20 protein-coding genes are annotated in these 23783 nt (G+C 70.8%); 12 read left to right on the plus strand and 8 right to left on the minus strand.

What is annotated here, in order from left to right:
- Positions 1-65 precede the first annotated feature (65 nt).
- Entirely contained in the window at positions 66-1451 is a 1386-nt protein-coding gene (locus tag AC5DRG_RS03040) for a M1 family metallopeptidase (RefSeq protein WP_491807842.1), read from the minus strand.
- Positions 1452-1590: 139 nt separating this feature from the next.
- Here AC5DRG_RS03040 and AC5DRG_RS03045 point away from each other — a divergent pair, with 139 nt between their 5' ends.
- Positions 1591-1938: a DUF488 domain-containing protein gene (locus AC5DRG_RS03045; RefSeq protein ID WP_491807844.1), complete on the plus strand. Its 348-nt coding sequence runs from the start codon at positions 1591-1593 to the stop codon at positions 1936-1938.
- 3 nt (positions 1939-1941) lie between these two features.
- Here the strand turns inward: AC5DRG_RS03045 and AC5DRG_RS03050 are convergent, their stop codons facing one another.
- Both AC5DRG_RS03050 and AC5DRG_RS03055 read right to left on the minus strand, forming a co-directional pair.
- Positions 1942-3615 carry an FAD-binding dehydrogenase gene (locus AC5DRG_RS03050; RefSeq protein WP_491812952.1) on the minus strand — a complete coding sequence of 558 codons (1674 nt, stop codon included), beginning with the start codon at positions 3613-3615 and terminating at the stop codon, positions 1942-1944.
- Positions 3616-3643: 28 nt separating this feature from the next.
- Complete coding sequence (locus tag AC5DRG_RS03055) at positions 3644-4270, minus strand: TetR/AcrR family transcriptional regulator (protein ID WP_491807845.1); 627 nt, start codon at positions 4268-4270, stop codon at positions 3644-3646.
- A 114-nt stretch (positions 4271-4384) separates the two neighbouring features.
- Here AC5DRG_RS03055 and AC5DRG_RS03060 point away from each other — a divergent pair, with 114 nt between their 5' ends.
- The 4 genes from AC5DRG_RS03060 to AC5DRG_RS03075 all read left to right on the plus strand — a co-directional run bounded on the left by AC5DRG_RS03060 (position 4385) and on the right by AC5DRG_RS03075 (position 8495).
- A complete protein-coding gene (locus tag AC5DRG_RS03060) occupies positions 4385-5011 on the plus strand; it encodes an alpha-ketoglutarate-dependent dioxygenase AlkB (RefSeq protein ID WP_491807846.1) in 627 nt (208 codons plus the stop codon).
- 213 nt (positions 5012-5224) lie between these two features.
- Positions 5225-6457 (plus strand): acyltransferase family protein, encoded by a 1233-nt coding sequence (locus AC5DRG_RS03065; RefSeq protein ID WP_491807847.1) that lies wholly within the window; start codon positions 5225-5227, stop codon positions 6455-6457.
- A 49-nt stretch (positions 6458-6506) separates the two neighbouring features.
- Positions 6507-7253, plus strand: a complete 747-nt coding sequence (locus AC5DRG_RS03070; protein WP_491807848.1) for an MBL fold metallo-hydrolase — start codon at positions 6507-6509, stop codon at positions 7251-7253.
- Between the two features lie 9 nt (positions 7254-7262).
- On the plus strand, positions 7263-8495 hold the full coding sequence (locus tag AC5DRG_RS03075) for a DUF4032 domain-containing protein (RefSeq protein ID WP_491807849.1): 1233 nt from the start codon (positions 7263-7265) through the stop codon (positions 8493-8495).
- A gap of 1 nt (position 8496) precedes the next feature.
- On the opposite strand, the gene AC5DRG_RS03080 is transcribed toward AC5DRG_RS03075, so the two are convergent.
- Complete coding sequence (locus AC5DRG_RS03080) at positions 8497-9369, minus strand: universal stress protein (protein WP_491807851.1); 873 nt, start codon at positions 9367-9369, stop codon at positions 8497-8499.
- Between the two features lie 65 nt (positions 9370-9434).
- Here AC5DRG_RS03080 and AC5DRG_RS03085 point away from each other — a divergent pair, with 65 nt between their 5' ends.
- The 5 genes from AC5DRG_RS03085 to AC5DRG_RS03105 all read left to right on the plus strand — a co-directional run bounded on the left by AC5DRG_RS03085 (position 9435) and on the right by AC5DRG_RS03105 (position 14835).
- Entirely contained in the window at positions 9435-9788 is a 354-nt protein-coding gene (locus tag AC5DRG_RS03085; protein ID WP_491807853.1) for a VOC family protein, read from the plus strand.
- A gap of 116 nt (positions 9789-9904) precedes the next feature.
- Positions 9905-11581 carry an NAD(P)/FAD-dependent oxidoreductase gene (locus AC5DRG_RS03090; RefSeq protein WP_491807854.1) on the plus strand — a complete coding sequence of 559 codons (1677 nt, stop codon included), beginning with the start codon at positions 9905-9907 and terminating at the stop codon, positions 11579-11581.
- Positions 11578-13035 carry an ATP-binding protein gene (locus AC5DRG_RS03095; protein ID WP_491807856.1) on the plus strand — a complete coding sequence of 486 codons (1458 nt, stop codon included), beginning with the start codon at positions 11578-11580 and terminating at the stop codon, positions 13033-13035. Before AC5DRG_RS03090 ends, AC5DRG_RS03095 begins: the two co-directional genes overlap by 4 nt.
- Positions 13032-13382 (plus strand): UBP-type zinc finger domain-containing protein, encoded by a 351-nt coding sequence (locus AC5DRG_RS03100; RefSeq protein WP_491807858.1) that lies wholly within the window; start codon positions 13032-13034, stop codon positions 13380-13382. Before AC5DRG_RS03095 ends, AC5DRG_RS03100 begins: the two co-directional genes overlap by 4 nt.
- A gap of 91 nt (positions 13383-13473) precedes the next feature.
- The gene (locus AC5DRG_RS03105) at positions 13474-14835 is read left to right on the plus strand and encodes an IS701 family transposase (protein WP_491807860.1); all 1362 of its coding nucleotides are present in this window, start codon (positions 13474-13476) and stop codon (positions 14833-14835) included.
- A 54-nt stretch (positions 14836-14889) separates the two neighbouring features.
- Here the strand turns inward: AC5DRG_RS03105 and AC5DRG_RS03110 are convergent, their stop codons facing one another.
- The 4 genes from AC5DRG_RS03110 to AC5DRG_RS03125 form a co-directional block, all read right to left on the minus strand.
- Positions 14890-16185: an RNA polymerase sigma factor gene (locus tag AC5DRG_RS03110; protein ID WP_491807862.1), complete on the minus strand. Its 1296-nt coding sequence runs from the start codon at positions 16183-16185 to the stop codon at positions 14890-14892.
- 24 nt (positions 16186-16209) lie between these two features.
- A complete protein-coding gene (locus AC5DRG_RS03115) occupies positions 16210-16581 on the minus strand; it encodes a YciI family protein (RefSeq protein ID WP_491807864.1) in 372 nt (123 codons plus the stop codon).
- A 33-nt stretch (positions 16582-16614) separates the two neighbouring features.
- Positions 16615-17322, minus strand: a complete 708-nt coding sequence (locus AC5DRG_RS03120; RefSeq protein WP_491807866.1) for a DUF998 domain-containing protein — start codon at positions 17320-17322, stop codon at positions 16615-16617.
- Positions 17323-17753: 431 nt separating this feature from the next.
- Positions 17754-19019, minus strand: a complete 1266-nt coding sequence (locus AC5DRG_RS03125; protein ID WP_491807867.1) for an IS701 family transposase — start codon at positions 19017-19019, stop codon at positions 17754-17756.
- Positions 19020-19249: 230 nt separating this feature from the next.
- On the opposite strand from AC5DRG_RS03125, the gene AC5DRG_RS03130 reads away from it, so the two are divergent.
- Together AC5DRG_RS03130 and AC5DRG_RS03135 are read left to right on the plus strand one after the other, a co-directional pair.
- Entirely contained in the window at positions 19250-22204 is a 2955-nt protein-coding gene (locus tag AC5DRG_RS03130) for a helix-turn-helix transcriptional regulator (RefSeq protein ID WP_491807868.1), read from the plus strand.
- Positions 22201-23676, plus strand: a complete 1476-nt coding sequence (locus AC5DRG_RS03135; RefSeq protein ID WP_491807869.1) for an amidohydrolase — start codon at positions 22201-22203, stop codon at positions 23674-23676. Before AC5DRG_RS03130 ends, AC5DRG_RS03135 begins: the two co-directional genes overlap by 4 nt.
- Positions 23677-23783 lie beyond the last annotated feature (107 nt).

Below are 23783 nucleotides of genomic sequence, written 5' to 3' on the forward strand. Positions count from 1 at the left end.
ACCGACACTTGTTTGGAACTCGTCAGGTTCCAGGGCAGGTTCGGCTTTAGGACTGGGGGCGGCTTCTACGGCTGGTTCGGCTTGCCCTGTTCGTACACCCAGGTCTGGAAGAGCTCGCCCAGGTCCTTGCCCGACTCCCGCTCCGCGAGACGGATCAGCTGCGCGGTCGTACCGTGTCCGTCGCGGTGTTCGGTGGCCCAGGCCCTCAGGATGCGGAAGAACGTGCGGTCCCCGACAGCCGTGCGGAGCTTGTGGAGGGCCATGGCGCCGCGGGCGTAGACGGGGGTGCCGAAGATGTTGGCGCCGCTGCCGGGGTCGCCGGGCGGGAACTCCCACAGGCCGCTGCTCGCCGGGCGGGCGTACAGCGCGTCGAAGGTCTTCTGCGCGCTGTCGCCGCCGTGCTGCTCGCTGTAGAGCCACTCGGCGTAGGTCGCGAAGCCCTCGTTGAGCCAGATGTCCTTCCAGCTGGTGAGGGAGACGGAGTCGCCGAACCACTGGTGGGCGCTCTCGTGGACGAGGGTGCCGAGGTCAGGGGCCGAGTCGTACACGGGCCGGGTCTGGGTCTCCAGCGCGTAGCCGACGTTCGGGGCCCGGTCTACGATCGCCCCGGCGGCGCGGTACGGGTAGGGGCCGAAGAGCTTGCTCTCCCACTCCAGGACGGACGGCAGTTGCTTGAGGACGGGGGCCGCCGCGTCGGCCTCGCGCGGGTCGACGGCGTTGTAGACCTGGATGCCGTCGCGGGTGGTGTAGCGCTCGACCTCGAACTTGCCGACGGTCGCCGTGGCCAGGTAGGCGGCCATGGGCTCGGACTGGCGCCAGCGGAACGTCGTGTGCCCGTGCACGGTCCGCTTGCCGAGGAGAACGCCGTTGGCGACCGCGGTGCGGCCTTCGGGGACGGTGATCGTGAAGTCGTACGACGACTTGTCCTTGGGGTGGTTGTTCGCGGGGAACCAGGTCATGGCGCCCTGCGGCTCACCGGCGACGAACGCTCCGTCGTCGGTGGGGATCCAGCCGTCCAGCGAGCCGTCGGGGTCGGTGACCGGGGCCGGGGTGCCGTTGTAGGTGACGGTGACGCGGAACCACTGCCCCTGGCGCAGGGCCCGGCGCGGGGTGACGACGAGTTCCTGGCCGTCGCGGCGGACGCCGGCCTTGTCGTGTCCGACGGTCAGGCCGGTGACCTTCAGCCCGTTCAGGTCCAGGTTGAAGCGGGTGAGCCGCTGGGTGGCGCGGGCGGTGAGGACGGCCTTGCCGTCGAGGTGCCCGTCGGCGGTGTCGTAGCGGAGCGTCAGGTCGTAGTGCGCGACGTGGTATCCGCCGTTGCCGGCGAGCGGGAAGTACGGGTCGCCTACGCCGGACGAGCCGGTCGACGGGGGTGCGGCGGCTCCGAGCAGCGCCACGAGGGCGACGGGAACGGTTCCGAGGACGAAGGTGCGTCTGACGGCCTGCGGCACGTGCCCTCCTACGGTGGGGGGTTGGGAGACCGCTTCACCCTAAAGGTGACCTCCGCGGAACTCGCCCTCCAACAGGTCAAGTCGCGCCGCGTCCGGCAGTACGCTCCCGGCACGTCCACCACCGGAGAAAGGCCCTGCCGTGAGCGTTCGCGTGCGCCGCGTCTACGAATCGCCCGAGCCCGAGGACGGTGTGCGCGTCCTGGTCGACCGGCTGTGGCCGCGCGGCCTGTCGAAGGACGCGGCCCGGGTCGACGAGTGGCCCAAGGCCCTCACCCCGTCGACCGAGCTGCGCCGCTGGTACCACGCGGGTGAGGCGTCGTACGAGGAGTTCGCCCGCCGTTACGAGGCGGAGCTGGCCGTGCCCGAGGCGTCCGAACTCCTGGACCACGTACGCGAGTTGACCCGCATGGGGCCCGTGACGCTGCTGACGGCCGCGAAGGCTCCCGAGGAGAGCCACGCGGCCGTACTCGCGCGCTTGCTGGACTGACGCTCAGCCCGTCTGCTTGGCCGCAGCCCGCCCCGCGTTGCGGCCCGAGAAGAGGCAGCCGCCGAGGAAGGTGCCCTCCAGGGCGTTGTAGCCGTGGACGCCGCCGCCGCCGAATCCGGCGACCTCGCCCGCCGCGTACAGACCGCCGATCGGCTGCCCGTCGGCCGCCAGCGCGCGGGAGTCGAGGTCGGTCTGGATGCCGCCGAGGGTCTTGCGGGTGAGGATGTGCAGCTTGACGCCGATCAGCGGTCCGGCCGCCGGGTCGAGGATGCGGTGCGGGGTCGCGACGCGGCCGAGGCGGTCGCCGATGTAGCGGCGGGCGTTGCGGATGCCCTGGACCTGGGAGTCCTTGCTGTAGGCGTTGGCGATCTGCAGATCGCGGGCCTCGATCTGGCGCCGCAGCCCGTCGGTGTCCAGGAGCGGTTTCTCGGTCAACTGGTTCATCTTCTCGACGAGTTGCTCCAGGGCGGGCGCGGACACGAAGTCCGCGCCGTTGCGCAGGAATGCCTCCACCGGTCCGGGCGCGCCCTTCCCGAGCACCCGGTCACGCAGGAACGCCCGGCGGTCCTTGGAGGTGATGTCGGGGTTCTGCTCGGAGCCCGACAGCGCGAACTCCTTCTCCACGATCTTCTGCGTGAGGATGAACCAGGAGTGGTCGTGTCCGGCGATGTCCTCGGTGGTGCGCAGGTGCTTCAGGGTGCCAAGGGTGTCGTAGCCGGGCAGGCACGGGTCCGGGAGGCGGCGGCCCAGGGCGTCGAACCACATCGACGACGGTCCCGGCAGGATGCGGATGCCGTGGCCGGGCCAGATCGGGTCCCAGTTCTGGACGCCCTCGGTGTAGTGCCACATGCGGTCCCGGTTGACCAGGCGTACGCCCGCCCGCGCGCTGATGTCGAGCATCCGCCCGTCGACGTACGCCGGCACGCCGGTGATCATCCGGGTGGGCGGGGTGCCGAGGCGTTCGGGCCAGTACTGGCGGACGATGTCGTGGTTGGCGCCGATGCCGCCGGTGGTGACGACGACGGCCTGGGCGGTGAGTTCGAAGTCGCCGATCCGCTCACGGCTGGAGGAGACGCCGCGCGGTGAGTTGTCCTCCGCCAGGACGGTGCCGCGCACGCCGCGCACCGAGCCCTCCTCGACGACCAGTTCGTCGACCTGGTGGCGGTGGTGGAAGGTGAGCAGTCCGTCGCGGGCCGCCTGCTTGGCGTAGCCCACGAACGGCTCCACGACTCCCGTTCCGGTGCCCCACGCGATGTGGAAGCGGGGTACGGAGTTGCCGTGTCCGTCGGCCCTGAGGTCGCCGCGCTCCGCCCAGCCGACCGTGGGCAGGAACTTGATGCCGTGTCCCTCCAGCCAGGGCCGCTTCTCCCCCGCCGCGAACTCGACGTAGGCGCGTGCCCAGCGGGCCGCCCAGGAGTCCTCGTCCTCCAGCCGGTCGAACCGGGCGCTGCCCTGCCAGTCGTTCCAGGCGAGGTCGAGGGAGTCCTTGATGCCCAGGCGCCGCTGCTCCGGGGAGCCGACGAGGAACAGCCCGCCGAAGGACCAGAACGCCTGCCCGCCGAGGTTGGCGGCGTTCTCCTGGTCGACCAGTGCGACCCTCCTGCCCCGGCTGGTGAGTTCGTGCGCCGCGACAAGGCCGGCGAGGCCCGCTCCGACGACGATGACGTCCGCATCCATGGCGACCGTTGCCCTTCTCATGGGAGTTTCACTGGAGTTGTCCGCTGCCGTCGGTCAACAGCGCGGTGAGCAGCTGCTTGAGCCAAGCACGCGCCTTCTCGACGTCCTTGTCCAGCAGCAGTTGGGTGGTGACTCCGTCGTACGCGGCGATCACCGCGTACGCGGCCGCGTCGATGTCGCCGAGCACGGCGGGCAGTTCGGTGTGCCCGCGCGCGCGGGCGAGCCGTTCGGCGATCGCCCCGCGCAGCCGCGCCCGGTGGTCGAGGAGGGTCTGCGCGACGGCCGGGTCACGGGCCGCGTGCACCAGGAAGTCCGTCTTGACCAGGAGCCAGTCCAGGTCGAGAAGCAGTACGTCGGTGACGCGGTCGACGGCGGCGGGCACGTCGAGGTCCGGCCCGTCGAGGGCGAACGCGTCGGCCACCTGGTCCGCGATCAACTCGGCCCGCTCCCGGTAGAGGGCGAAGAAGAGCTCGTCCAGGCTGGCGAAGTTCGAGTAGAAGGCGCCTCTGCTGTAGCCGGCGCTCTCGCAGACCTCCTCGATGGAGACCCGGCCGAATCCCTTGGCCGCGAACACGGCGAACGCGGCGTCCAGCAGATTGGCCCGGGTGCGGACACGGCGCTTGGTCACCCGCCCGGTCGTTCCCTCGGTCACCATGTCCGGCCCTCCGTTCGATACGTGAATGTATCCGATACACCGGTGTATCCAAAGGGTTGGAACGCACGAGAACATAATGGAACACATTTTCGAATCTCGGAGTACGCTGGATCCATGACCACGCACCTCCAGGGCTCCCTCTTCGACCAGACCGACCGGCTCGGTCTCGGCCCCCTCGACGGGCTGCACCGCACCGTGCTCGGCTCCGGCGCCTGGATCGACGTACTGCCCGGCTGGCTCGGCGGATCCGACGCCCTGTTCGAACAACTGGCCGCCGAGGTGGAGTGGAGGGCGGAGCGCCGGAAGATGTACGACCACGTCGTGGACGTACCGCGACTGCTGGCGTTCTACGACACCGACGAGGCGCTGCCGCACCCGGTGCTGGAGGAGGCGCGTGACACGCTCTCGGCGCATTACGCCGACGAGTTGGGCGAGCCGTTCACCACGGCCGGGCTGTGCTACTACCGCGACGGCCGGGACAGCGTGGCCTGGCACGGGGACCGGATCGGGCGGGGTGCGCGCGAGGACACCATGGTCGCGATCCTCTCCGTGGGCGCGCCCCGCGATCTGCTGTTGCGCCCGGTGCGCGGCGGCGACACGGTCCGGCGCCCGCTGGGACACGGCGACCTCATCGTGATGGGCGGCTCCTGCCAGCGGACCTGGGAGCACGCCATCCCCAAGACCACACGCGCCGCGGGACCGCGCATCAGCGTGCAGTTCCGCCCGCACGGCGTGCACTGAGGCCTAGGCCCTGTCGTCACATTCCCGCCTGACGCCGCGCGGCCCGCCCTCCGGGCGGACGACGGGAATGTGACGACAGGACCTGGAGGCGGCCGCTTCGGACGCACGCGAGGGGCTGCCTCCGGCGGACGGTGCCGGAGGCAGCCTCGTGTCCGGCGGAAGCCTGTCGTCCCCGCCCCGACTCCCGGACAATGAGCGGGACTTGGGGGTGGCATGGTCACCGAATCCGAACGGACGACAACCGCTCCCCGCCGCTGGGAGCTGGACGCGCTGCGCGCCCTCGTCGTGCTCGGTCTGGTCTTCTTCCACTCCGGCCTGGTCTTCTCCCCGGACGTCGACTTCTACATCAAGAACGACGAGACGTCCGAAGCCGTCAACACCCTCGCCGGGCTCGGCGTGGTGTGGGCGATGCCCATGCTCTTCCTTGTGGCCGGCCTCGGCGCCCGGCACTCGATCCGCCGTCGCGGCCCCCGCGGCTTCGCCCGCGAACGGCTGCTGCGCCTGGGCGTTCCCCTGGTCTTCGCCACCTTCGCCCTCCTGCCGCTCCCGCAGTGGCTGCGCGAGCGGGCCGCCGACCCCGGCTACCACGAGTCGTACTGGCGGTTCTGGCCCCGCTTCCTGACCGTCCACCTCGACCTCACCGACTTCCCGTTCATCCTGGACGGCGAACACTTCGAGACCGGCCACCTGTGGTTCGTCGTCCTGCTCCTCGCCTTCTGCCTGCTCCTGGCCCCTGTGGCGACACCCCTCGCGGCCATCCCCGAGCGCACCTTCACCGCGGTCACACGCCACCCGACCCTGCTCCTCCTCCCCGCGATCCCACTCGCCTGCGTCAACACATTCCTGGGCATGGAGGAGGGCTTCGCCGTCTGGAACCGCTGGGCGTACCTGCTGTTCTTCCTCTACGGCTACGCACTCGCCGACGACGACCGGATCCGTGCCGCCACGCGCCGCCTGGCCGTCCCGGTCGGCGTGGCCGGGCTGGCGCTGTTCGCGGCCACCGCACCCGGGTTCGCCGCGGAGGGCGACCCGTTCACCGACTGGAACGCCCTCGCCCTGGTGACCCGGACGGTGTTCAGCGTGGCGGGCTGGTGCTGGGTGACGGCGATCCTCGGCCTGCTGGACCGACGGCGCGAGCGGTCTCGGCCTCAGCGGCCGGACCCGCCGGACAAGGAGGATCCGGGGAAAGCGGAGAGGCGCGGGCGGGTGTGGGCGTATGCCGCTCCCGCCGTGATGCCGATGTACGTGCTGCACCAGCCGGTCGTGGTCGCCATCGCCTACGCAGTGGTCGGCTGGTCCGCGCCGATGCTCGTCAAGTACGCGGTGATCGTTGCCGGTTCGCTGGCGGCGATCCTGGTCCTGTACGAGTTCCTGGTGCGCCGGACGAGGGTGACGCGGTTCCTGTTCGGGATGCGTCCCCACCCGGCGGTTCCGCCCACCGCCTGATCTGCTTTGCTGTGAGCGTCGGGCAGGTATCTCACCAGGCGGGACGATCATGCGGGCTGATGTGCGGCAAGTCACCGACGGCATCCATCTGGTGCACGGCAGCAACACGAACTGGGTGATCCTCGGCGAGGGGGACGCCGTCACGCTGGTGGACACCGGCTACCCCGGTGACCGGGAGCAGCTCCTCGCCTCCCTTGCCGCGGTGGGGAGTTCGCCCGAGGCGGTCGCGGCGGTGCTGATCACTCACGCGCACAATGATCATCTGGGCTCCGCCGAGTATCTGCGCTCCACGTACGGCACGCCGATTCTCCTGCACGAGGCCGAAGTGCCGCACGCGCGGCGGGAGTTCCTGCACCAGGTGACCGTCGGGCAGGTGCTGAGGAACGGGTGGCGCCCGGGCGTCGTGCCGTGGGCCGTGCACGCGCTGCGCTCCGGGGGCACCGCCCACATCCCGGTCGCCGAGCCCCGGTCCTTCCCGGGGACGGGCCCGCTCGACCTGCCGGGCCGGCCGGTTCCGGTGCACACGCCCGGGCACACCGCCGGCCACGTCGCCTTCCATCTGCCGGACGCCGGTGTGGTGATCTCGGGCGACGCCCTGGTGAGCGGCCACCCCACCTCGCGCGTGCGCGGGCCGCAGCTCCTGCCCGACATGTTCCACCACGAGCGGCCCCGCGCGGTGGCCTCGCTGGACGTCCTGGAGGGACTCGCGGGCGACGTCCTGCTGCCCGGGCACGGGCCGGTGCACCACGGTCCGGTACGTGAGGCGGCGCAGCGCGCACGCGAACAGGCACTCTAAGGTCGTCCCATGGCCTTGCAGATCAGCGCCACCAATCCGGAGCATCCCGCGCTCCTGCTCGAACTGCCGTGGGACGTGCCTCTGGAGGAGTGGCCGGAGAAATACCTCGTCCCGCTGCCCCGCGGCATCTCCCGGCACGTCGTCCGCTACGCCCGCGCGGGCTCCGAGGTGATCGCCGTCAAGGAGCTCGCGGAGCGCCCGGCGCTGCGCGAGTACGAGCTGCTGCGCGACCTGGACCGGCTCGGCATCCCCGCGGTGGACCCCCTGGCCGTGGTCACCGGCCGCGCCGACGGCAACGGCGCCCCACTGGAGCCGGTGCTGATCACCCGGCACCTGGGCGGCTCCATGCCGTACCGGTCGATGTTCGAGACGACCCTGCGCCCCGCCACCATGCACCGCCTGATGGACGCACTGGCGGTACTGCTGGTGCGGCTGCACCTCGCCGGTTTCGCCTGGGGCGACTGCTCGCTGTCCAACACCCTGTTCCGGCGTGACGCGGGCGCCTACGCCGCGTATCTGGTGGATGCGGAGACCGGGGACCTGCATCCGCAGCTCAGCAACGGGCAGCGGGACTACGACCTCGACCTCGCGCGCGTGAACATCAGCGGCGAGCTGCTCGACCTGGAGGCGTCCGGCGCGCTGCACCCCTCCGTGGACCCGATCGAGTTCGGCACCGAGATCTGCGCCCGCTACACCGGCCTGTGGGAGGAACTGACCCGCACCTCCGTGTACCCGGCGGGCAAGTACCACTTCATCGAGCGCCGAATACGCCGGCTCAACGAGCTCGGTTTCGACGTCGCCGAGATGCAGATCGAGCACTCCTCGAACGGCGACACGGTGACCTTCGTGCCCAAGGTCGTCGACGCCGGTCACCACCAGCGGCAACTGCTGCGCCTGACCGGCCTGGACGCGGAGGAGAACCAGGCCCGGCGGCTCCTCAACGACCTGGAGAGCTGGATGGCCACCCAGGACGACTACGCCCCGAGCGACCCCCTCGCCGCCCGCCCCGAGGTGCTCGCCCACCGCTGGGTGCGGGACGTGTTCCGGCCCACGGTCCGGGCGGTGCCGCTGGAGCTGCGCGGCTCCATGGACCCGGCCGAGATCTACCACGAGCTCCTCGAACACCGCTGGTACATGTCCGAGCGGGCGCAGCACGACATCGGCCTGGACGCCGTCGTGGACGACTACATCGCGAACATCCTGCCCAAGGTGCGGGAGACGTTGCAGCCCACCACGGAGTGACTCAGTCGTGCGGGACCACGGCCACCGGGCAGTCCGCGTGGTGCAGGACGCCGTGGGCGACGGAGCCGATCCGGGAACCCACGGCGCTACGACGGGCGCGCCGACCCACGACCATCAGCTGGGCCCGCACGGCCACCGACAGCAGCACCTGCCCCGCGCTGCCCATCTCCACGTGCTCGACCACCGGGACACCGGGGAACCGCTCCCGCCACGGCTGGACCGCCGCGGCCAGCGCCTTCTTCTCATAGGGCTCCAGTCCCCCGGCCTCGTCGAGGAGCTTCATCGAGCCCGGGCTGTAGGCGAACACCGGCGGCAGCGTCCAGGCCCGTACGGCCCGCACCGTGGCACCGCGCGCCGCCGCCGTCTCGAACGCGAACCCGAGCGCGGCATCGCTGTCCTCGGGGCTGCCCTCCTGCCCCACGACGATCTCGCGTCCGGCGGCCTCGGCCGACGCCTCGTCCCCGGCGCGCACGAGGACCACGGGACGCGCGGCCTGAGCGATCACCTGCTGGCCGACGGAGCCGAGCAGGAAGCCGATGACCCGGCCGTGGCCGCGCGAGCCCAGCACCAGCGACTCGGCGTCCTCGGCGCCGGCCACCAGGGAGTCGACGGCGTCGCCCTCGACGACGTCGGTGGACACGGTGAGGCCCGGATGCCGCTCGGTGACGGTCCGGACGGCCTCCGTCACCGCGTCCCGCACCCACTGCTCCTGGCTGTCCCGGCCTCCCGCGTCGATCGCCTCGTGCGACTCGAAGCTCCATGCGTGCACCACGCGCAGCGCCAGCCCCCGGCGGACCGCCTCGCGGGCCGCCCAGGCCAGCGCGGCGCGGCTCTCGTCGGTGCCGTCGAACCCTGCGGTGATCGGGCGCGTCATACGGCTGTCTCCCTGTGTCGCGGTCCCATCTTTGCGTCACCCCTAGTCTTCACTACGCTGTCCCCATGATCTTGGAGTGGGAGCAGGTAATCGTGGACTCGGCCGACCCCGCCGCCCTCGGGCGCTGGTGGGCCGAGGCGCTCGGCTGGGTGGTGGTCGACGACTCCCCGGAGGAGTACGAGATCCGGCCCGAGCCGGACCGGCTGCCCGGGCTGCTCTTCGTCCAGGTACCGGAGTCCAAGGTCGTCAAGAACCGTCTCCACCTCGACTTCCGTCCCGAGGACCAGGCCGCCGAGGTCGCCCGTCTCCTCGCACTCGGGGCCCGCCGCGCGGACATCGGTCAGGGCCAGCAGCCCTGGGTGACTCTCTGGGATCCGGAGGGCAACGAGTTCTGCGTGCTCGCCGCACGCCGCCCCTGAGACCGCTCCCCGTATACCGGAGCGAAGCGGGACGATCGAACATACGATGGGCGGGACCGGCGCGGTGACAACGGGGCCGCCGTGCCCTGAATCCGACCGCTCGGGGTGGGAGACGTATGGCACAGGCCGCCGAAACTGCGCGGACCGTCATCATGACCGTGGACGACGACCCGGGAGTCTCCCGTGCCGTCGCCCGCGACCTGCGGCGGCGCTACGGCGAGTCGTACCGGATCGTGCGCGCGGAGTCCGGTGAGTCCGCGCTGGAGGCACTGCGTGAGCTGAAGCTGCGCGGTGATCTCGTCGCCGTGATCCTGGCCGACTACCGCATGCCGCAGATGAACGGCATCGAGTTCCTCGAACAGGCCCTGGACGTGTACCCGGGCGCGCGGCGCGTGCTGCTGACCGCGTACGCGGACACCGACGCGGCGATCGACGCGATCAACGTCGTCGATCTCGACCACTATCTCCTCAAGCCCTGGGACCCGCCCGAGGAGAAGCTCTACCCCGTCCTGGACGACCTCCTGGAGGCGTGGCGCTGCAGCGAGTACCGGCCGGTGCCCGCCACCAAGGTGATCGGCCACCGCTGGTCGGCGCGCTCCTCGGACGTACGGGAGTTCCTGGCCCGCAACCAGGTGCCCTACCGCTGGTACTCCACCGACGAGCCCGAGGGGCAGCGGCTGCTGGCCGCCGCGGGAGTGGACGGGCAGCGGCTCCCGGTGGTGATCACCCCGGACGGTACCCCCCTGGTCGAGCCGGAGGCGCCCGACCTCGCCGCCCGGGTGGGGCTGGCCACGACGCCCACCGCGGACTTCTACGACCTCGTCGTCATCGGCGGCGGCCCGGCCGGCCTCGGGGCCGCGGTGTACGGGGCCTCGGAGGGGCTGCGGACCGTTCTCGTGGAGCGGTCGGCGACCGGCGGCCAGGCCGGGCAGAGTTCGCGCATCGAGAACTACCTGGGCTTCCCCGACGGTGTGTCGGGCGCGCAGCTCACCGACCGGGCGCGGCGGCAGGCGGCGAAGTTCGGCGCCGAGATCCTCACCGCGCGTGAGGTCTCGGGCCTGGAGATCAACGGCGCGGCGCGCACCGTGCGCTTCTCGGACGGGTCGGCGGTCGCCGCGCACTCCGTGATCCTGGCGACGGGCGTGTCGTACCGGCAGCTGGAGGCGCCGGGCTGCACCGACCTGACCGGGGCCGGGGTGTACTACGGCTCGGCGCTGACCGAGGCGGCCTCCTGCCAGGGGCAGGACATCTACATCGTCGGCGGCGCCAACTCGGCCGGGCAGGCGGCGATGTACCTGTCCAGGGGGGCCAAGTCGGTGACCCTGCTGGTGCGTGGCGCCGACCTGTCCGCGTCGATGTCGTACTACCTGATCCAGCAGATCAACGAGGCACCCAACATCTCGGTACGCGCGCGTACCGTCGTGGACACCGCGCACGGCTCCGACCACCTGGAGCAGATCACCGTGCGCGACATTGAGACAGGGGAGACCGAACTCGTCGACGCGCAGTGGATGTTCGTCTTCATCGGCGCGGCCCCGCTGACCGACTGGCTGGACGGAACGGTGCTGCGGGACGGGCACGGATTCATCCTGACCGGGCCCGACCTGACCCCCGACGGGCGACCGCCGGCGGCCTGGGAGCTGGACCGGCCGCCCTACCACCTGGAGACCAACATTCCCGGCGTGTTCGTGGCGGGCGACGCGCGCGCCGAGTCCGCGAAACGTGTCGCGTCCGCCGTCGGAGAGGGAGCCATGGCCGTGATGCTCGTACACCGGTATCTGGAGCAGTCATGAGCGGGCAGTTGGTGCCGTGCAACGCGCAGGAGATCGGCGAGCTGTTCCTGTTCGAGAAACTGTCTCCCGAGCAGCTCGGCAGGCTGTGCAGCGAGGGGCGGGTGGAGCTGTTCGAGCCCGGGCCCGTGTACACCGAGGGTGATGCCGCCACCTGCTTCTACGTGATGGTCGAGGGCACCGTGGTGCTGTCGCGCCGGGTCGGCGGGGACGACGTGGAGGTCGCCAGGACCTCGCAGCGCGGGGTGTACTCGGGCGCCATGCAGGCGTACATCGGGGACCGGGTGCGGCAGGTGTACCTCAACTCGATGCGGGTGACGGAGCCGACGCGGTTCTTCGTACTGCCGGCCGAGACGTTCGCGAACATCATGCGTGAGTGGTTCCCGATGGCGGTCCATCTGCTGGAGGGGCTCTTCTTCGGTCAGAAGAGCAGCCAGTTGGCCATCAGTCAGCGTGAACGGCTGCTGGCGCTGGGCTCGTTGTCCGCCGGCCTCACCCACGAGCTCAACAATCCCGCCGCCGCGGCCGTACGGGCCACCTCGACGTTGCGGGAACGGGTGGCGAAGATGCGGCACAAGCTGCGCATCATCTCCGAGGGCCCGTACTCGCGCGAGGCGCTGGCCAACCTCATCGACATCCAGGAGCGCACCGCCGAACGGGTCGCCAAGGCGCCCACGTTGAGCCCGCTGGAGGCCTCGGACCGCGAGGACGCGCTCACCGACTGGCTCGACGACCACGGCATCGCGGAGGGCTGGCAGATCGCGCCCACCTTCGTCCAGGCCGGGCTCGACATCGACTGGCTCGACCAGGTCGCGGCGGCCGTGGACGAGGAGATCCTGCCGAAGGCGATCGGCTGGCTCAACTACACCGTCGAGACCGAGCTGTTGATGTCCGAGATCGAGGATTCCACGACCCGTGTCTCGCACCTCGTCGGCGCCGCCAAGCAGTACTCACAGCTGGACCGGGCGCCCTATCAGGTCGCCGATGTGCACGAACTCCTCGACAGCACGCTGCTGATGCTCTCCGGGAAGATCGGCGACCGGATCAAGGTCGTCAAGGAGTACGACCGTACGCTCCCGAAGATCCCGTCCTACCCCGCGGAGCTCAACCAGGTGTGGACCAACCTGATCGACAACGCGGTCTCGGCCATCAACAGCGCTGGCGGGGAAGGGGCGTTGACCGTGCGGACGGCACTCGACCACGACCGGCTGCTGGTGGAGTTCGGCGACACGGGTGTCGGGGTACCCGCGGAGATCCGCAGCCGTATCTTCGACCCGTTCTTCACCACCAAGCCGGTGGGCGAGGGTACGGGGCTGGGGCTGGACATTTCCTGGCGGATCGTCGTCAACAAGCACCACGGGAGCCTGAACGTCGAGTCCGAGCCGGGCGACACCCGCTTCCAGGTTCTCCTGCCGCTGACCGCCGCGGACAACGACACGAGTGAGGAGCCTGCATGACCAGCGACAACGGGATCGATCCCAGCGTTCCGCCCAGCGGCACCGGGTGTGTTGAGTGTGACGCCGTCGGGGGCTGGTGGTTTCATCTGCGGCGGTGTGCGGAGTGCGGGCACATCGGGTGTTGTGACGACTCGCCCGCGAAGCATGCGAGCGCTCACTTCGAGGCCACCGGGCATCCTGTGATTCGTAGTTTCGAGCCGGGTGAGCGGTGGTTCTGGAACTTCGCTACGTCCGAGTTGTACGACGTCGGACCTGAGCTGGCTCCGCCGGCCAGTCATCCTGCGGATCAGCCTGTTCCCGGGCCTGCGGGGCGGGTTCCGGAGAACTGGGCTCAGACGTTGCGGTGATGAGCGCCTAGTAGGGCTTGGTCGGGTGCGTTCGGTGGTGGCGTGTCCGCTTGATCGGTTGCGTCGTTGATCGGGTGTGCTGGGTGGGGGGTTGGCCGCGGCCGGGTGTGATCTGGAGGACTTCGCGGCGGAGATGTTCGAGCCGTTCACGCGGGTGGATCAGCGCCGGTGGGGCGGGGTCTGTCTGCGGGGGCTGCTGCTGGAGGGACACCGCAAGTCGGTGGAGCCGATGGCCGCGCGGGTGGGCGTGGACGGCAACCGGCAGGTCCTGGCCCACTTCATCACGTCCAGCCCGTGGGACTCGGCGCATGTGCGGGCCCGTCTGGCATGGCGGATGCGGCCGGGCATCAAGCCGACGGCGCTGATCGTGGATGACACCGGTTTCCTCACGGACGGGGATGCATCGGCGTGTGTGACCAGGCAGTACACCGGCACCGCGGGCAAGGTCACCACCTGTCGGGCCGGAGTCTCGCTGCGCCTGGCCTCCAACGGCTCCTCGGCGGCGGTGAACTGGCGGCTGTTCCTGCCCGAAGGCTGGGATCCGGCGTCGCCGGAGGCCGATCCGGCCAAGGTGGCCCGCCGGGAGAAGTGCGGCATCCCCGCAGAGGTGGGGCATGTCGAGAAGTGGCAGCTTGCCCTCGACATGATCGACGAGATGCGCTCCTGGGGGATCGATGTGCCCCTGGCCATCGCCGACGGGGGTTGCGGAGATACCGCCGCCTTCCGGCTCGGCCTGGAAGACCGCGGCCTTGACTTTGTGGTGGGCATCTCGACCACAACCACTGCCCAGCCCGGGGACGCACGGCCGTGCACCCCGGCCTGCACCGGCCGGGGGCGACGGCCGGTGCAGGCCTACCCCGAACCGGCACAGACCGTGAAGAGCCTGGTCATGGCGGCCGGCAAACGCGCCGCCCGGCCGGTGCAGTGGCGGGAGGGCTCGCGGCCGGGCAGCGGCCGCAGCGGACTGAAGCGCATGCACTCCAACGACTGGCCCGGTCCCCAAAAGAGACGGCGCCGGCCTGAGCCTTTACGGGGTCATCCGCGAAGTGCAGTTCCTAAGCCATGGAAGCGCCGACGCCCTTCATCCATCATCTCGGTGTGTTCGCTTCGGATTTCGAGGCGAGTAAGAGGTTCTACACCGCTGCGCTGGAGCCACTCGGGATCATCATCGGATACCGGGCGGACGATGTCACCGAGTACTGGTATCCGCAACGGGACACCATCGCTGTCCCTGGAGCGCGCGGTGAACGAGACCGCCGCCACCAAAGGGGTGCACATCGCGTTCGTGGCAGGTAGCCGAGAGGCAGTGGATGCTTTCCACGCGGCAGCGGTAGCGGCCGGGGGCAGATCCCGGCACGCTCCGCGCTCATGGAGCGAGTACCGCGCTTATTGTTCGTTCGTCAGCGACCCCGACGGCAACAACATCGAAGCCGTTCACAAGGTGATCCCGTAGTTGTTGAGTGACCGGTGCGGTGGACGATGCGGTACCCGGTCGATCCGCTGCTTCCTATTCCGGTTGTCGGCCGGGGGCGGCCGCACTCTTGAGGTACAGGATTCGTTCAGCCTGGTTCCGTGTGAGCTCTGCGGCCCGCGCGAACTCGGTACGCGCCTCGTCCTGTCGGCCCATCAGGGTCAGCAACTCTCCGCGTACGGCCGGGAGTTGCGGATAGTCCCGAAGTGCCCGCTCCTCGGTCAGCTCGTCGACGAGCGTCAGTCCGCGATCCGGGCCGTCCGCCATGCCCACCGCGACGGCCCGGTTGAGCAGGATCACGGGAGTCGGCTGGAGGTAGGCCAGCACCTCGTACAAAGCGGCGATGCGCGGCCAGTCGGTCTCTTCCGCGGAGGGGCTCCGGGCATGGCAGGCGGCGATCTCGGCCTGCAGCGTGCAGGGGCCGCCGCCCAGAGACTCGGCACGGTCGAGGGCTTCGAGACCACGGCGAATGAGGAGCCGGTCCCACTGTCGGCGGTCCTGGTCCCGGAGGAGTACCGGCTGTCCGGCGGCGTCGGTGCGCGCCGACAGGCGGGAGGCGTGCAGCTCCATGAGAGCCACCAGACCGTGCACCTCTGCCTCGTTCGGGAGCAGGGACGCGAGGATGCGTCCGAGGCGTAGCGCCTCCTGGCATAGCTCGGGGCGTGTCCAGCTCTCACCACCTGTCGCGGAATAGCCCTCGTTGAAGATCAGGTAGATGACCCCCAGGACCGAGGAAAGCCGATCGGCCATGTCATCCGGCGTGGGCATCTCGAACCGGACGCCGGCGTCGGCCAGCGCGCGTTTGGCCCGCACGATGCGTTGTGCGGCGGTGGGCTCCGGGATCAGAAAGGCCCTCGCGATCTCTCCGGTGGTCAGTCCTCCCAGCAGCCGGAGGGTCAGCGCCGCCTGCGCCTCGGCGGACAGCACCGGATGCGCCGCGGTGAACATCAGGCGGAGCAGATCGTCGCCGATGTGGTCATCCAGTGCGGCGTCCAGGTCTGCCTGTGCGGATTCCTGCTGGATCTCGGCATCGCGGCCCAGCAGGTTGAGCTTGGTCCTGTACCGCTCCTGGCGCCGCAGCAGATCGATCGCGCGATGCTTCGCGGTCGCCATCAGCCACGGGCCGGGATCGTCGGGTATGCCGGTTCTCGGCCATTGTTCGAGCGCGACCACCAGGGCGTCCTGGGCCAACTCCTCGGCCAGGCCCACGTCGCGTACGAGCCTGGCGAGTCCCGCGATCAGCCGGGCCGACTCGATGCGCCAGACCGCTTCCACGGCCCGGCGGGTCGCGCGGAAGGAGTCTTCGGGATCGGTTGGACCGGCGGCTGCCATGCCGCCGATCCAACCATCCCCACGCTAGGCGGGCGAGGCGAAGTCCTCGGGTCCCATCACCTTCAGGATCTCAGCATCTCCTTCCCAGCCCGGCCACAGGTCCCGGTGCAGCTGCATGAACCGCGACGTCCACTCCACGACCTCCTCCTTGGTGCGTACTTCGTAGAGCGCGTAGCTGATGATCTCCTTCGCCTCGGCGAACGGGCCGTCGGTCACGGCCAGCTTCCCTTCCGACAGGCTGACGCGGGAGCCCGTCGCGCTCGGGGCCAGGCCGGCGGTGTCGAGCAGGCTGCCGGCGTTGGTCGCGTCCTCGCCTAGCTTCATGATCGCCGCCATCAGCTCGGGCGGGGGCGGGGTGGTTGGTCGGGCTGCCTTGAGCAGCGCCAGGTATCGCATGTTCGGACCTCTCTCGTGGGTGGGAGCTATGAGCTATGCGGCCGATGGGCGTGTGGCGGCGCCGTAGAAGTGAATCGAGATCAGCGACAGCCACGCCCATGCCAGCAGGATCGCCGCGGTGAACGTCAGGTTCGCCCAGACGCGTCCGCCACTGGCGGCCAGCGCCAGGAAGGCCGCCAGGAACACGACCGCCGTGGTACGCGAGGACATCGCCCATCCCCGCCGGTCAGCGTCTACAAAGCGACGTGCCAGTACGAAGCACGCCGCGACGAGGCCGATGAAGCCGATGCCTGCCGACACGAAATGCAGCATGCTGTGCCAACTGGTGGAGGTGCCCTCCTCGGGCGTACCCGGGGGAAAGCCCTGCGCCGGATCTGCGCGGAAGACCCCGGCTCCCACCATGCTCAACCCATAGACCGACAGCAGCCGGTGAGCCCAGCTGCTGCCTCTGCCCTGGGCGAGCACGCGACGCAGGCCATCGGCACCGGCGATGACCAGCAAGCCGGTCGCGATCAGGTTGGTCATCTGGATCCAGCCCAGGCTGCCGTTGGCGAGCAGGCTCCACGCGTGTCGTGTCAGGTCGAAGCCCTCCCGGGCCCCCGCCTGGGTCAGCGATATCACGACGTAGAACGGCCCGGCGATGACGCCGCAGGCCAGCAGGCTCTTCTCGGTCCGCGTGGCCGGGATGCGGACGGGGGTTGCGGCCTTCGCGGCCGTTGTCGCCGTATTCGTCTGGGACATCGTCCCTGTTCCCTTCGAACCCGAGGGCCGGCGTTCCAGCCCTTCCAACTGGAGCTCGAACGGGAAGAGGAGGATTCGACATCGCCCACCAAGATTTTTTCGAACCGCGTCGACGTACCCCAGTCGCTGCGCCCGCGGGCGCTCATCGAGCTTGAGGCCGACGGAACGCGGGCCTGCCCGGGAGGCCAGGTGAACGTCACCGAGCCTGCTGGTGCTCTTACCCGTCCGTGCCCGCACGGGGTGGCTCCAGAGCCGCCGGTCACGGCCGCGGGACAGCATGCGATCCCTTACTGGCAGTGGTAACCGTCCGGCACTACTAGTAGGGCTTGGTCGGGTTGGTGCGGGGTCGGGGATGTCGCGGTGGCAGGTGGGGCAGGCGCCGGTCCAGAGTGCGAGTAGGAACTGCACTTCGCGGATGACCCGGTAAAGGCTCAGGCCGGCGCCGTCTCTTTTGGGGACCGGGCCAGTCGTTGCAGGGTGCAGAAGGCGTGGGCGACCGAGACGAGGGTGACGTGGTGGTGCCAGCCGGGGCAGGTGCGGCCCTCGAAGTGGGCCAGGCCCAGGGCCTGTTTCGTCTCGCGGTAGTCGTTCTCGATGCGCCACCTGAGCTTCGCGTTGCGGACCAGGGCGGCCGGCGGGGTGTTCTCGGGCAGGTTGGACAGCCACAACTGCACGGGTTCGTCCTCGGCGGCTGGCCATTCGGCCAGTAGCCATCGCGCCGGGAGCTCGGCACCGGTGGCGGCTTTGCGGATCTCGCGTCCGGCGGGCCGGATCCGCAGGGCCACGAAGCGGGAGTGCATGCGCTTCAGTCCGCTGCGGCCGCTGCCCGGCCGCGAGCCCTCCCGCCACTGCACCGGCCGGGCGGCGCGGTTGCCGGCCGCCATGACCAGGCTCTTCACGGTCTGTGCCGGTTCGGGGTAGGCCTGCACCGGCCGTCGCCCCCGGCCGGTGCAGGCCGGGGTGCACGGCCGTGCGTCCCCGGGCTGGGCAGTGGTTGTGGTCGAGATGCCCACCACAAAGTCAAGGCCGCGGTCTTCCAGGCCGAGCCGGAAGGCGGCGGTATCTCCGCAACCCCCGTCGGCGATGGCCAGGGGCACATCGATCCCCCAGGAGCGCATCTCGTCGATCATGTCGAGGGCAAGCTGCCACTTCTCGACATGCCCCACCTCTGCGGGGATGCCGCACTTCTCCCGGCGGGCCACCTTGGCCGGATCGGCCTCCGGCGACGCCGGATCCCAGCCTTCGGGCAGGAACAGCCGCCAGTTCACCGCCGCCGAGGAGCCGTTGGAGGCCAGGCGCAGCGAGACTCCGGCCCGACAGGTGGTGACCTTGCCCGCGGTGCCGGTGTACTGCCTGGTCACACACGCCGATGCATCCCCGTCCGTGAGGAAACCGGTGTCATCCACGATCAGCGCCGTCGGCTTGATGCCCGGCCGCATCCGCCATGCCAGACGGGCCCGCACATGCGCCGAGTCCCACGGGCTGGACGTGATGAAGTGGGCCAGGACCTGCCGGTTGCCGTCCACGCCCACCCGCGCGGCCATCGGCTCCACCGACTTGCGGTGTCCCTCCAGCAGCAGCCCCCGCAGACAGACCCCGCCCCACCGGCGCTGATCCACCCGCGTGAACGGCTCGAACATCTCCGCCGCGAAGTCCTCCAGATCACACCCGGCCGCGGCCAACCCCCCACCCAGCACACCCGATCAACGACGCAACCGATCAAGCGGACACGCCACCACCGAACGCACCCGACCAAGCCCTACTAGGGACTCGGGGCGTTCTGTTTGACGGCGGGTGCGGGTTGTCTGTGGCTGGTCGCGCACACGCGGCGGAGCCGCATATTGACACAGCCCCGCGCCTCTGGAGGTCGGGACAGTGCTCCCCTGTCCAAGAAGTGCTGTCAGTGGCTCGTGCCAGGATGGGATTTGTGCCTCAGACCGCCTTCACCACGCCGCTCATCGGCCGCGACTCCGAAGTCGCCCATCTTGCCGATGTGCTGAGGCGTGCCCGGGGTGGTGAAGCACGAGCTGTGCTTGTCGCCGGGGACGCGGGGGTTGGGAAGACCCGCTTGTTGGACGAGGTTGCCGGGCTGGCCGTGGACGCCGGGATGACAGTGGTCAGCGGTCATTGTGTTGATCTCGGTGATGTCGGGCTGCCGTATCTGCCGTTCACCGAGATTCTGGGTGTGCTGGCCGGTGACGAGCGGTTCGGGGCGGCTCTCGCTGCGCATCCTGTGGTCGAGCGGTTGCTGGGGGCGGGGAACGGCGACGTGCGCGACGCGGGCGGGCGGTTGCGGCTCTTCGAGGGGATGGCGGGGCTGCTTGCCCACCTGACCGATGTCGCGCCCCTGTTGCTGGTTCTGGAGGATCTGCACTGGGCCGATCAGTCCTCCCGGGATTTGCTCCGGTTCCTGCTCAGTCGGGGCATTCTGCAGCGTGCTGCGGGCGGTGCGCCTACGCATCGGCTGGCGGTGTTCGCCTCGTACCGGGCGGACGATCTGCATCGCAGGCATCCGTTGCGGCCGCTGCTGGCCGAGCTGGTGCGGTTGCCCGCCGTCGAGCGGCTGGAGCTGCGGCCCATGGGCGACGCCGAGGTGGCCCGGCTGGTGCGGGGCCTGCGGGACGGGCCGGTGCCGGACACCACCGTCCGCCGGATCGTCGAGCGCGCCGAGGGGAACGCCTTCTACGCGGAGGAGTTGCTCGCGGCCACGGACACGGAGGCGGGCGGGGTGCCGAGCGGTCTGGCCGATGTTCTCCTCATCCGCTTCGAGCAGCTGTCCGACACCGCTCAGCAGGTGCTGCGTACGGCCGCCGTGGCGGGACGGCGCGTCGAGCACGACCTGCTGCGTGACGCCGTACATCTGCCGGAGGACGAGTTGGAGTCGGCGCTGCGGGAAGCCGTTTCGCGGCAGTTGCTGGTGTCCGGCGACGGTGACACGTACTCCTTCCGGCACGCCCTGGCGCGGGAAGCTGTGTACGCGGATCTGCTTCCGGGTGAACGAGGGCGGCTGCACGGCGCGTTCGCGCGGCTGCTCGCCGGGCGCGGGCACCCGGCGGAGAGCGCCGCGGAGCGCGCCCATCACTACCGGGAGAGCCATGACCTGGCCGAGGCGCTCGCCGCCTCGTTGGAGGCCGCCGACCATGCCAAGCGGGTGGGCGCGCCCGCCGAGGAGTTGCGTCATCTGGAGGCGGCCCTCGACCTGTGGTCGGCGGTGGAGGCCTCCGCGCGGCCCTCGGGCGAGGGGATCGACAGTGTGACGCTCACGCTGCGCGCGTCGGCGGCGGCCGCGCACGCCGGGGACTCCCATCGGGCGGTGTCCCTCACCCGGGCCGCGCTCGCGGCCATCGGCCAGGACACGGTCTCCGAACTCGCCGCGCGGGTCCGCTACACGCTCGCCGGCAACCTCATCGGCGTCGACAGCCTGACGGCCGCGTTCGCCTACAGCAGCGAGGCCCTGGCGATGATCCCGGCCGAACCCCCGTCGCGGACCTGGCTGTGGGCCGCGGCCACGCATGTGATGGCGGCGCGGCAGGTCGGGGACGACAAGACCGCGCTGCGGGTCGCCCGTCAGGCGCTGCACGCCGCCGAGCGGCTCGACGTGGCCGATGCGCGGGCCGACCTGCTGATCTCCGTGATCGGCCTCGAAGGGAGTGGCCGTCGCACCCCCGAGGGCCGCGAGCGGCTCAAGGAGGCCCGCGAGCTGGCCCGCCGCGCGGGGAACGCGCCCGTGGAGCTGCGCGCGCTGTTCAATCTCGCCGTCGGCTGCTTCGAGTCCGGCGAGTTGGAGGAGTGCCTGCCCTGGCTCACCGAGGGTCTGGAGCGCGCCGGCCGGGCCGGGCTGCTGTCCTCGCCGTATCCGCTGGAGATGCGCTACATACGGCTCCTGGTGCTCTACACGCTGGGCCGCTGGGACGAGTGCGCCCAGGCGGCGGCGACCGATGCCGAGGTGCTGCCCGCGGCGGCCGGGTATGCCGCCGGGCCCGCGCTGTACGTGGCTCTCGCGCGCGGCGACGCGACGGCGGAGGACCGCGCCCGCGCCTTGCTGGACGGGCCTTTCGACTGGATGGGCACGCTCGTCGCGGGCATCGTGCTGACCGACTCCGCCGCTCTGCGGGGTGACCCGGAGACGGCCGTGGAGCGGATGCGGGCCGCGCTCGCGTCCCTCGCCGACGACTCGGGCACCCGCCCCGACGTCACGGTCCGGCTGGCGGCCCTCGCGCTGTCCGCGGTGGCCGACCGGGCCGCCGAGCTGCGACTGACCGGTGATCAGGCGGGGGTTCGCCGCTGGGCGGACACCGCGACCGAGTTGGTGGAGCTGGCCCGGGAGACGGCCCGGCGCGGCGAGGACGGTACGCCGCAGGGGCCCGAAGGGCAGGCATGGCTGGCCCGTGCGGAAGCGGAGTGGGCGTGGGTGGTTGCGGGGCCTGATGCGGCGGCGTGGGAGAAGGCGGTCGCCGCGTTCGGCTTCGGCGACGTGTACGAGCGGGCGCGCTGCCGACTGCGGTACGCCGAGGCCCTGTTGGCGGCGGAGCGCCGGGATGAGGCGGCTGCGGAGGCGCGCTTGGCGCGGGAAACGGCCACCCGGCTCGGCATCTCGCCCCTGCTGGCGCGAGTGGACGCGCTCGTCCGGCGTGGCCGCCTCTCGGGCACCCTCGCCGTCCCTGACCGCGCCTCGGCGCTCACCGCCCGCGAGCAGGACGTGCTGAAGCTGCTGGCCCTGGGCCGCAGCAACCGCCAGATCGGCGAGGAGCTGTTCATCAGCGGCAAGACGGCGAGCGTCCATGTCTCCAACATCCTCGCCAAGTTGGGCGCGGCCGGCCGCACGGAGGCGGTGGCGATCGCCTACCGGGAGGGTCTGATCACACTGGAGGTTCCTTCATGACGAGTCTCACGCTGTCCCGGGTGAGGCTCGGTGCCGGCGGGCCGCTCGCCCACGTCCGGATCATGGACGGCAGGGTCGTGGGCATCGCGGCGGACGGCGACGGACGGCCGGGGTCCGGGGAGCGTGTCCTCGATCTGGAGGGGCGGACCCTGCTGCCCGGGTTGTGGGACGCCCATGTGCATGCGGCGCAGTGGGCGAGTGTCCGGCATCGGATGGACCTCTCCGGGCTCGACTCGGCGCGGGCCGTGGGCGAAGCGGTGGCCAAGCGCGCGGCCGGGATGGGCGCGGGCGAGGTGCTCATCGGGTACGGGTTCCGGGACGGCCTGTGGCCTGACGTGCCGCACAAGTCGGTGCTCGACTCGGTGTGTTCGGATCGGCCGGTCGCCCTGGTCAGCGCGGATCTGCACGCCGCGTGGCTGAACTCTGCGTGTCTCGCCCTGGTCGGCCGGGGCGACCATTCGACGGGGGTGCTGCGCGAGCACGAGGGTTTCGAGGCCGTCGCCGCGCTGCCCGAGGTGCCCGGCGACGTTCTCGACCGCTGGGTGGCGGACGCCTGCGAGGCCGCCGCCGCGCGCGGTGTCACGGGCGTCGTCGACTTCCATTTCGCCGACAACATCGCCGACTGGACTCGGCGCTGCGCGGATGCGCCACCCGCCGTGCGGGTCCAGGCCGCCGTGTATCCGGCGTATCTGGACGGCGTGATCGAGCGCGGGTTGCGGACGGGTGACGTGGTTCCCGGGACCGGGGGACACGTGCAGGTCGGCCCCCTCAAGTTGTTCACGGACGGGTCGCTCAACACCAGGACGGCGTACTGCTGCGACCCGTATCCGGGCCTGGAGGGCACCGCGGAGGCGTACGGCATCCAGGAGACGCCGTACGACGAGCTGGTCCGGCTGATGCGGCTGGCCTCCTCCCACGGCATCGAACCGGCCGTCCACGCCATCGGCGACCGGGCCAACACCCTTGCCCTGGACGCGTTCACGGCCGTGCGCTGCCGTGGCCGCATCGAGCACGCGCAGCTGCTGACGGCCAAGGACGTGCCGCGGTTCGCCGAGTTGGACGTCACGGCCGGGGTGCAGCCCGCCCACGCAACGGACGACCGTGATGTGGCGGACCGGCACTGGGCGGGGCGTACCGGGCGTGCCTTCGCCTACGCGGATCTGCTGGCCGCCGGTGCCCGGCTGGAGTTCGGTTCGGACGCCCCCGTCTCGCCCCTGGACCCGTGGCTGGGCATCGCGGCGGCCGTGAGCCGCACGCACGACGGGCGCCCGCCGTGGCATCCCGAACAGCGGGTGCCGGTGCGGGCGGCGCTCACCGCGTCGGCCCGCGGCCGCTCGCTGATCCGGGTCGGCGATCCGGCCGACCTCGTGGTCGTGGACGTCGATCCGCTCGACGCCGACCCTCGCACGCTCCGGGAGATGCCGGTGCACGCCACCATGCTGGGCGGGCGGTGGACGCACGGTCCGCGATGACGGCACCGCTCTCACCACATGAAACCGCCGTGACAACAGACTTAGGTGAGGCTAACCTAAGCGACATGCCCGGCGATTGGAAGGCCGTGACGTGGCCGTGTCGCATG

The sequence above is a fragment of the Streptomyces sp. JLBG701 genome, assembly GCF_058544905.1.

Bases quoted from the DNA above. Each gene is read 5' to 3' on its own strand.
- AC5DRG_RS03055 (WP_491807845.1), bottom strand. From the start codon at position 4,270: ATGGTGACCGAGGGAACGACCGGGCGGGTGACCAAGCGCCGTGTCCGC.
- AC5DRG_RS03135 (WP_491807869.1), top strand. From the start codon at position 22,201: ATGACGAGTCTCACGCTGTCCCGGGTGAGGCTCGGTGCCGGCGGGCCG.
- AC5DRG_RS03065 (WP_491807847.1), top strand. From the start codon at position 5,225: ATGGTCACCGAATCCGAACGGACGACAACCGCTCCCCGCCGCTGGGAG.
- AC5DRG_RS03110 (WP_491807862.1), bottom strand. From the start codon at position 16,185: ATGGCAGCCGCCGGTCCAACCGATCCCGAAGACTCCTTCCGCGCGACC.
- AC5DRG_RS03095 (WP_491807856.1), top strand. From the start codon at position 11,578: ATGAGCGGGCAGTTGGTGCCGTGCAACGCGCAGGAGATCGGCGAGCTG.
- AC5DRG_RS03100 (WP_491807858.1), top strand. From the start codon at position 13,032: ATGACCAGCGACAACGGGATCGATCCCAGCGTTCCGCCCAGCGGCACC.
- AC5DRG_RS03070 (WP_491807848.1), top strand. From the start codon at position 6,507: ATGCGGGCTGATGTGCGGCAAGTCACCGACGGCATCCATCTGGTGCAC.
- AC5DRG_RS03075 (WP_491807849.1), top strand. From the start codon at position 7,263: ATGGCCTTGCAGATCAGCGCCACCAATCCGGAGCATCCCGCGCTCCTG.
- AC5DRG_RS03050 (WP_491812952.1), bottom strand. From the start codon at position 3,615: ATGGATGCGGACGTCATCGTCGTCGGAGCGGGCCTCGCCGGCCTTGTC.
- AC5DRG_RS03090 (WP_491807854.1), top strand. From the start codon at position 9,905: ATGGCACAGGCCGCCGAAACTGCGCGGACCGTCATCATGACCGTGGAC.
- AC5DRG_RS03115 (WP_491807864.1), bottom strand. From the start codon at position 16,581: ATGCGATACCTGGCGCTGCTCAAGGCAGCCCGACCAACCACCCCGCCC.
- AC5DRG_RS03060 (WP_491807846.1), top strand. From the start codon at position 4,385: ATGACCACGCACCTCCAGGGCTCCCTCTTCGACCAGACCGACCGGCTC.
- AC5DRG_RS03120 (WP_491807866.1), bottom strand. From the start codon at position 17,322: ATGTCCCAGACGAATACGGCGACAACGGCCGCGAAGGCCGCAACCCCC.
- AC5DRG_RS03080 (WP_491807851.1), bottom strand. From the start codon at position 9,369: ATGACGCGCCCGATCACCGCAGGGTTCGACGGCACCGACGAGAGCCGC.
- AC5DRG_RS03085 (WP_491807853.1), top strand. From the start codon at position 9,435: ATGATCTTGGAGTGGGAGCAGGTAATCGTGGACTCGGCCGACCCCGCC.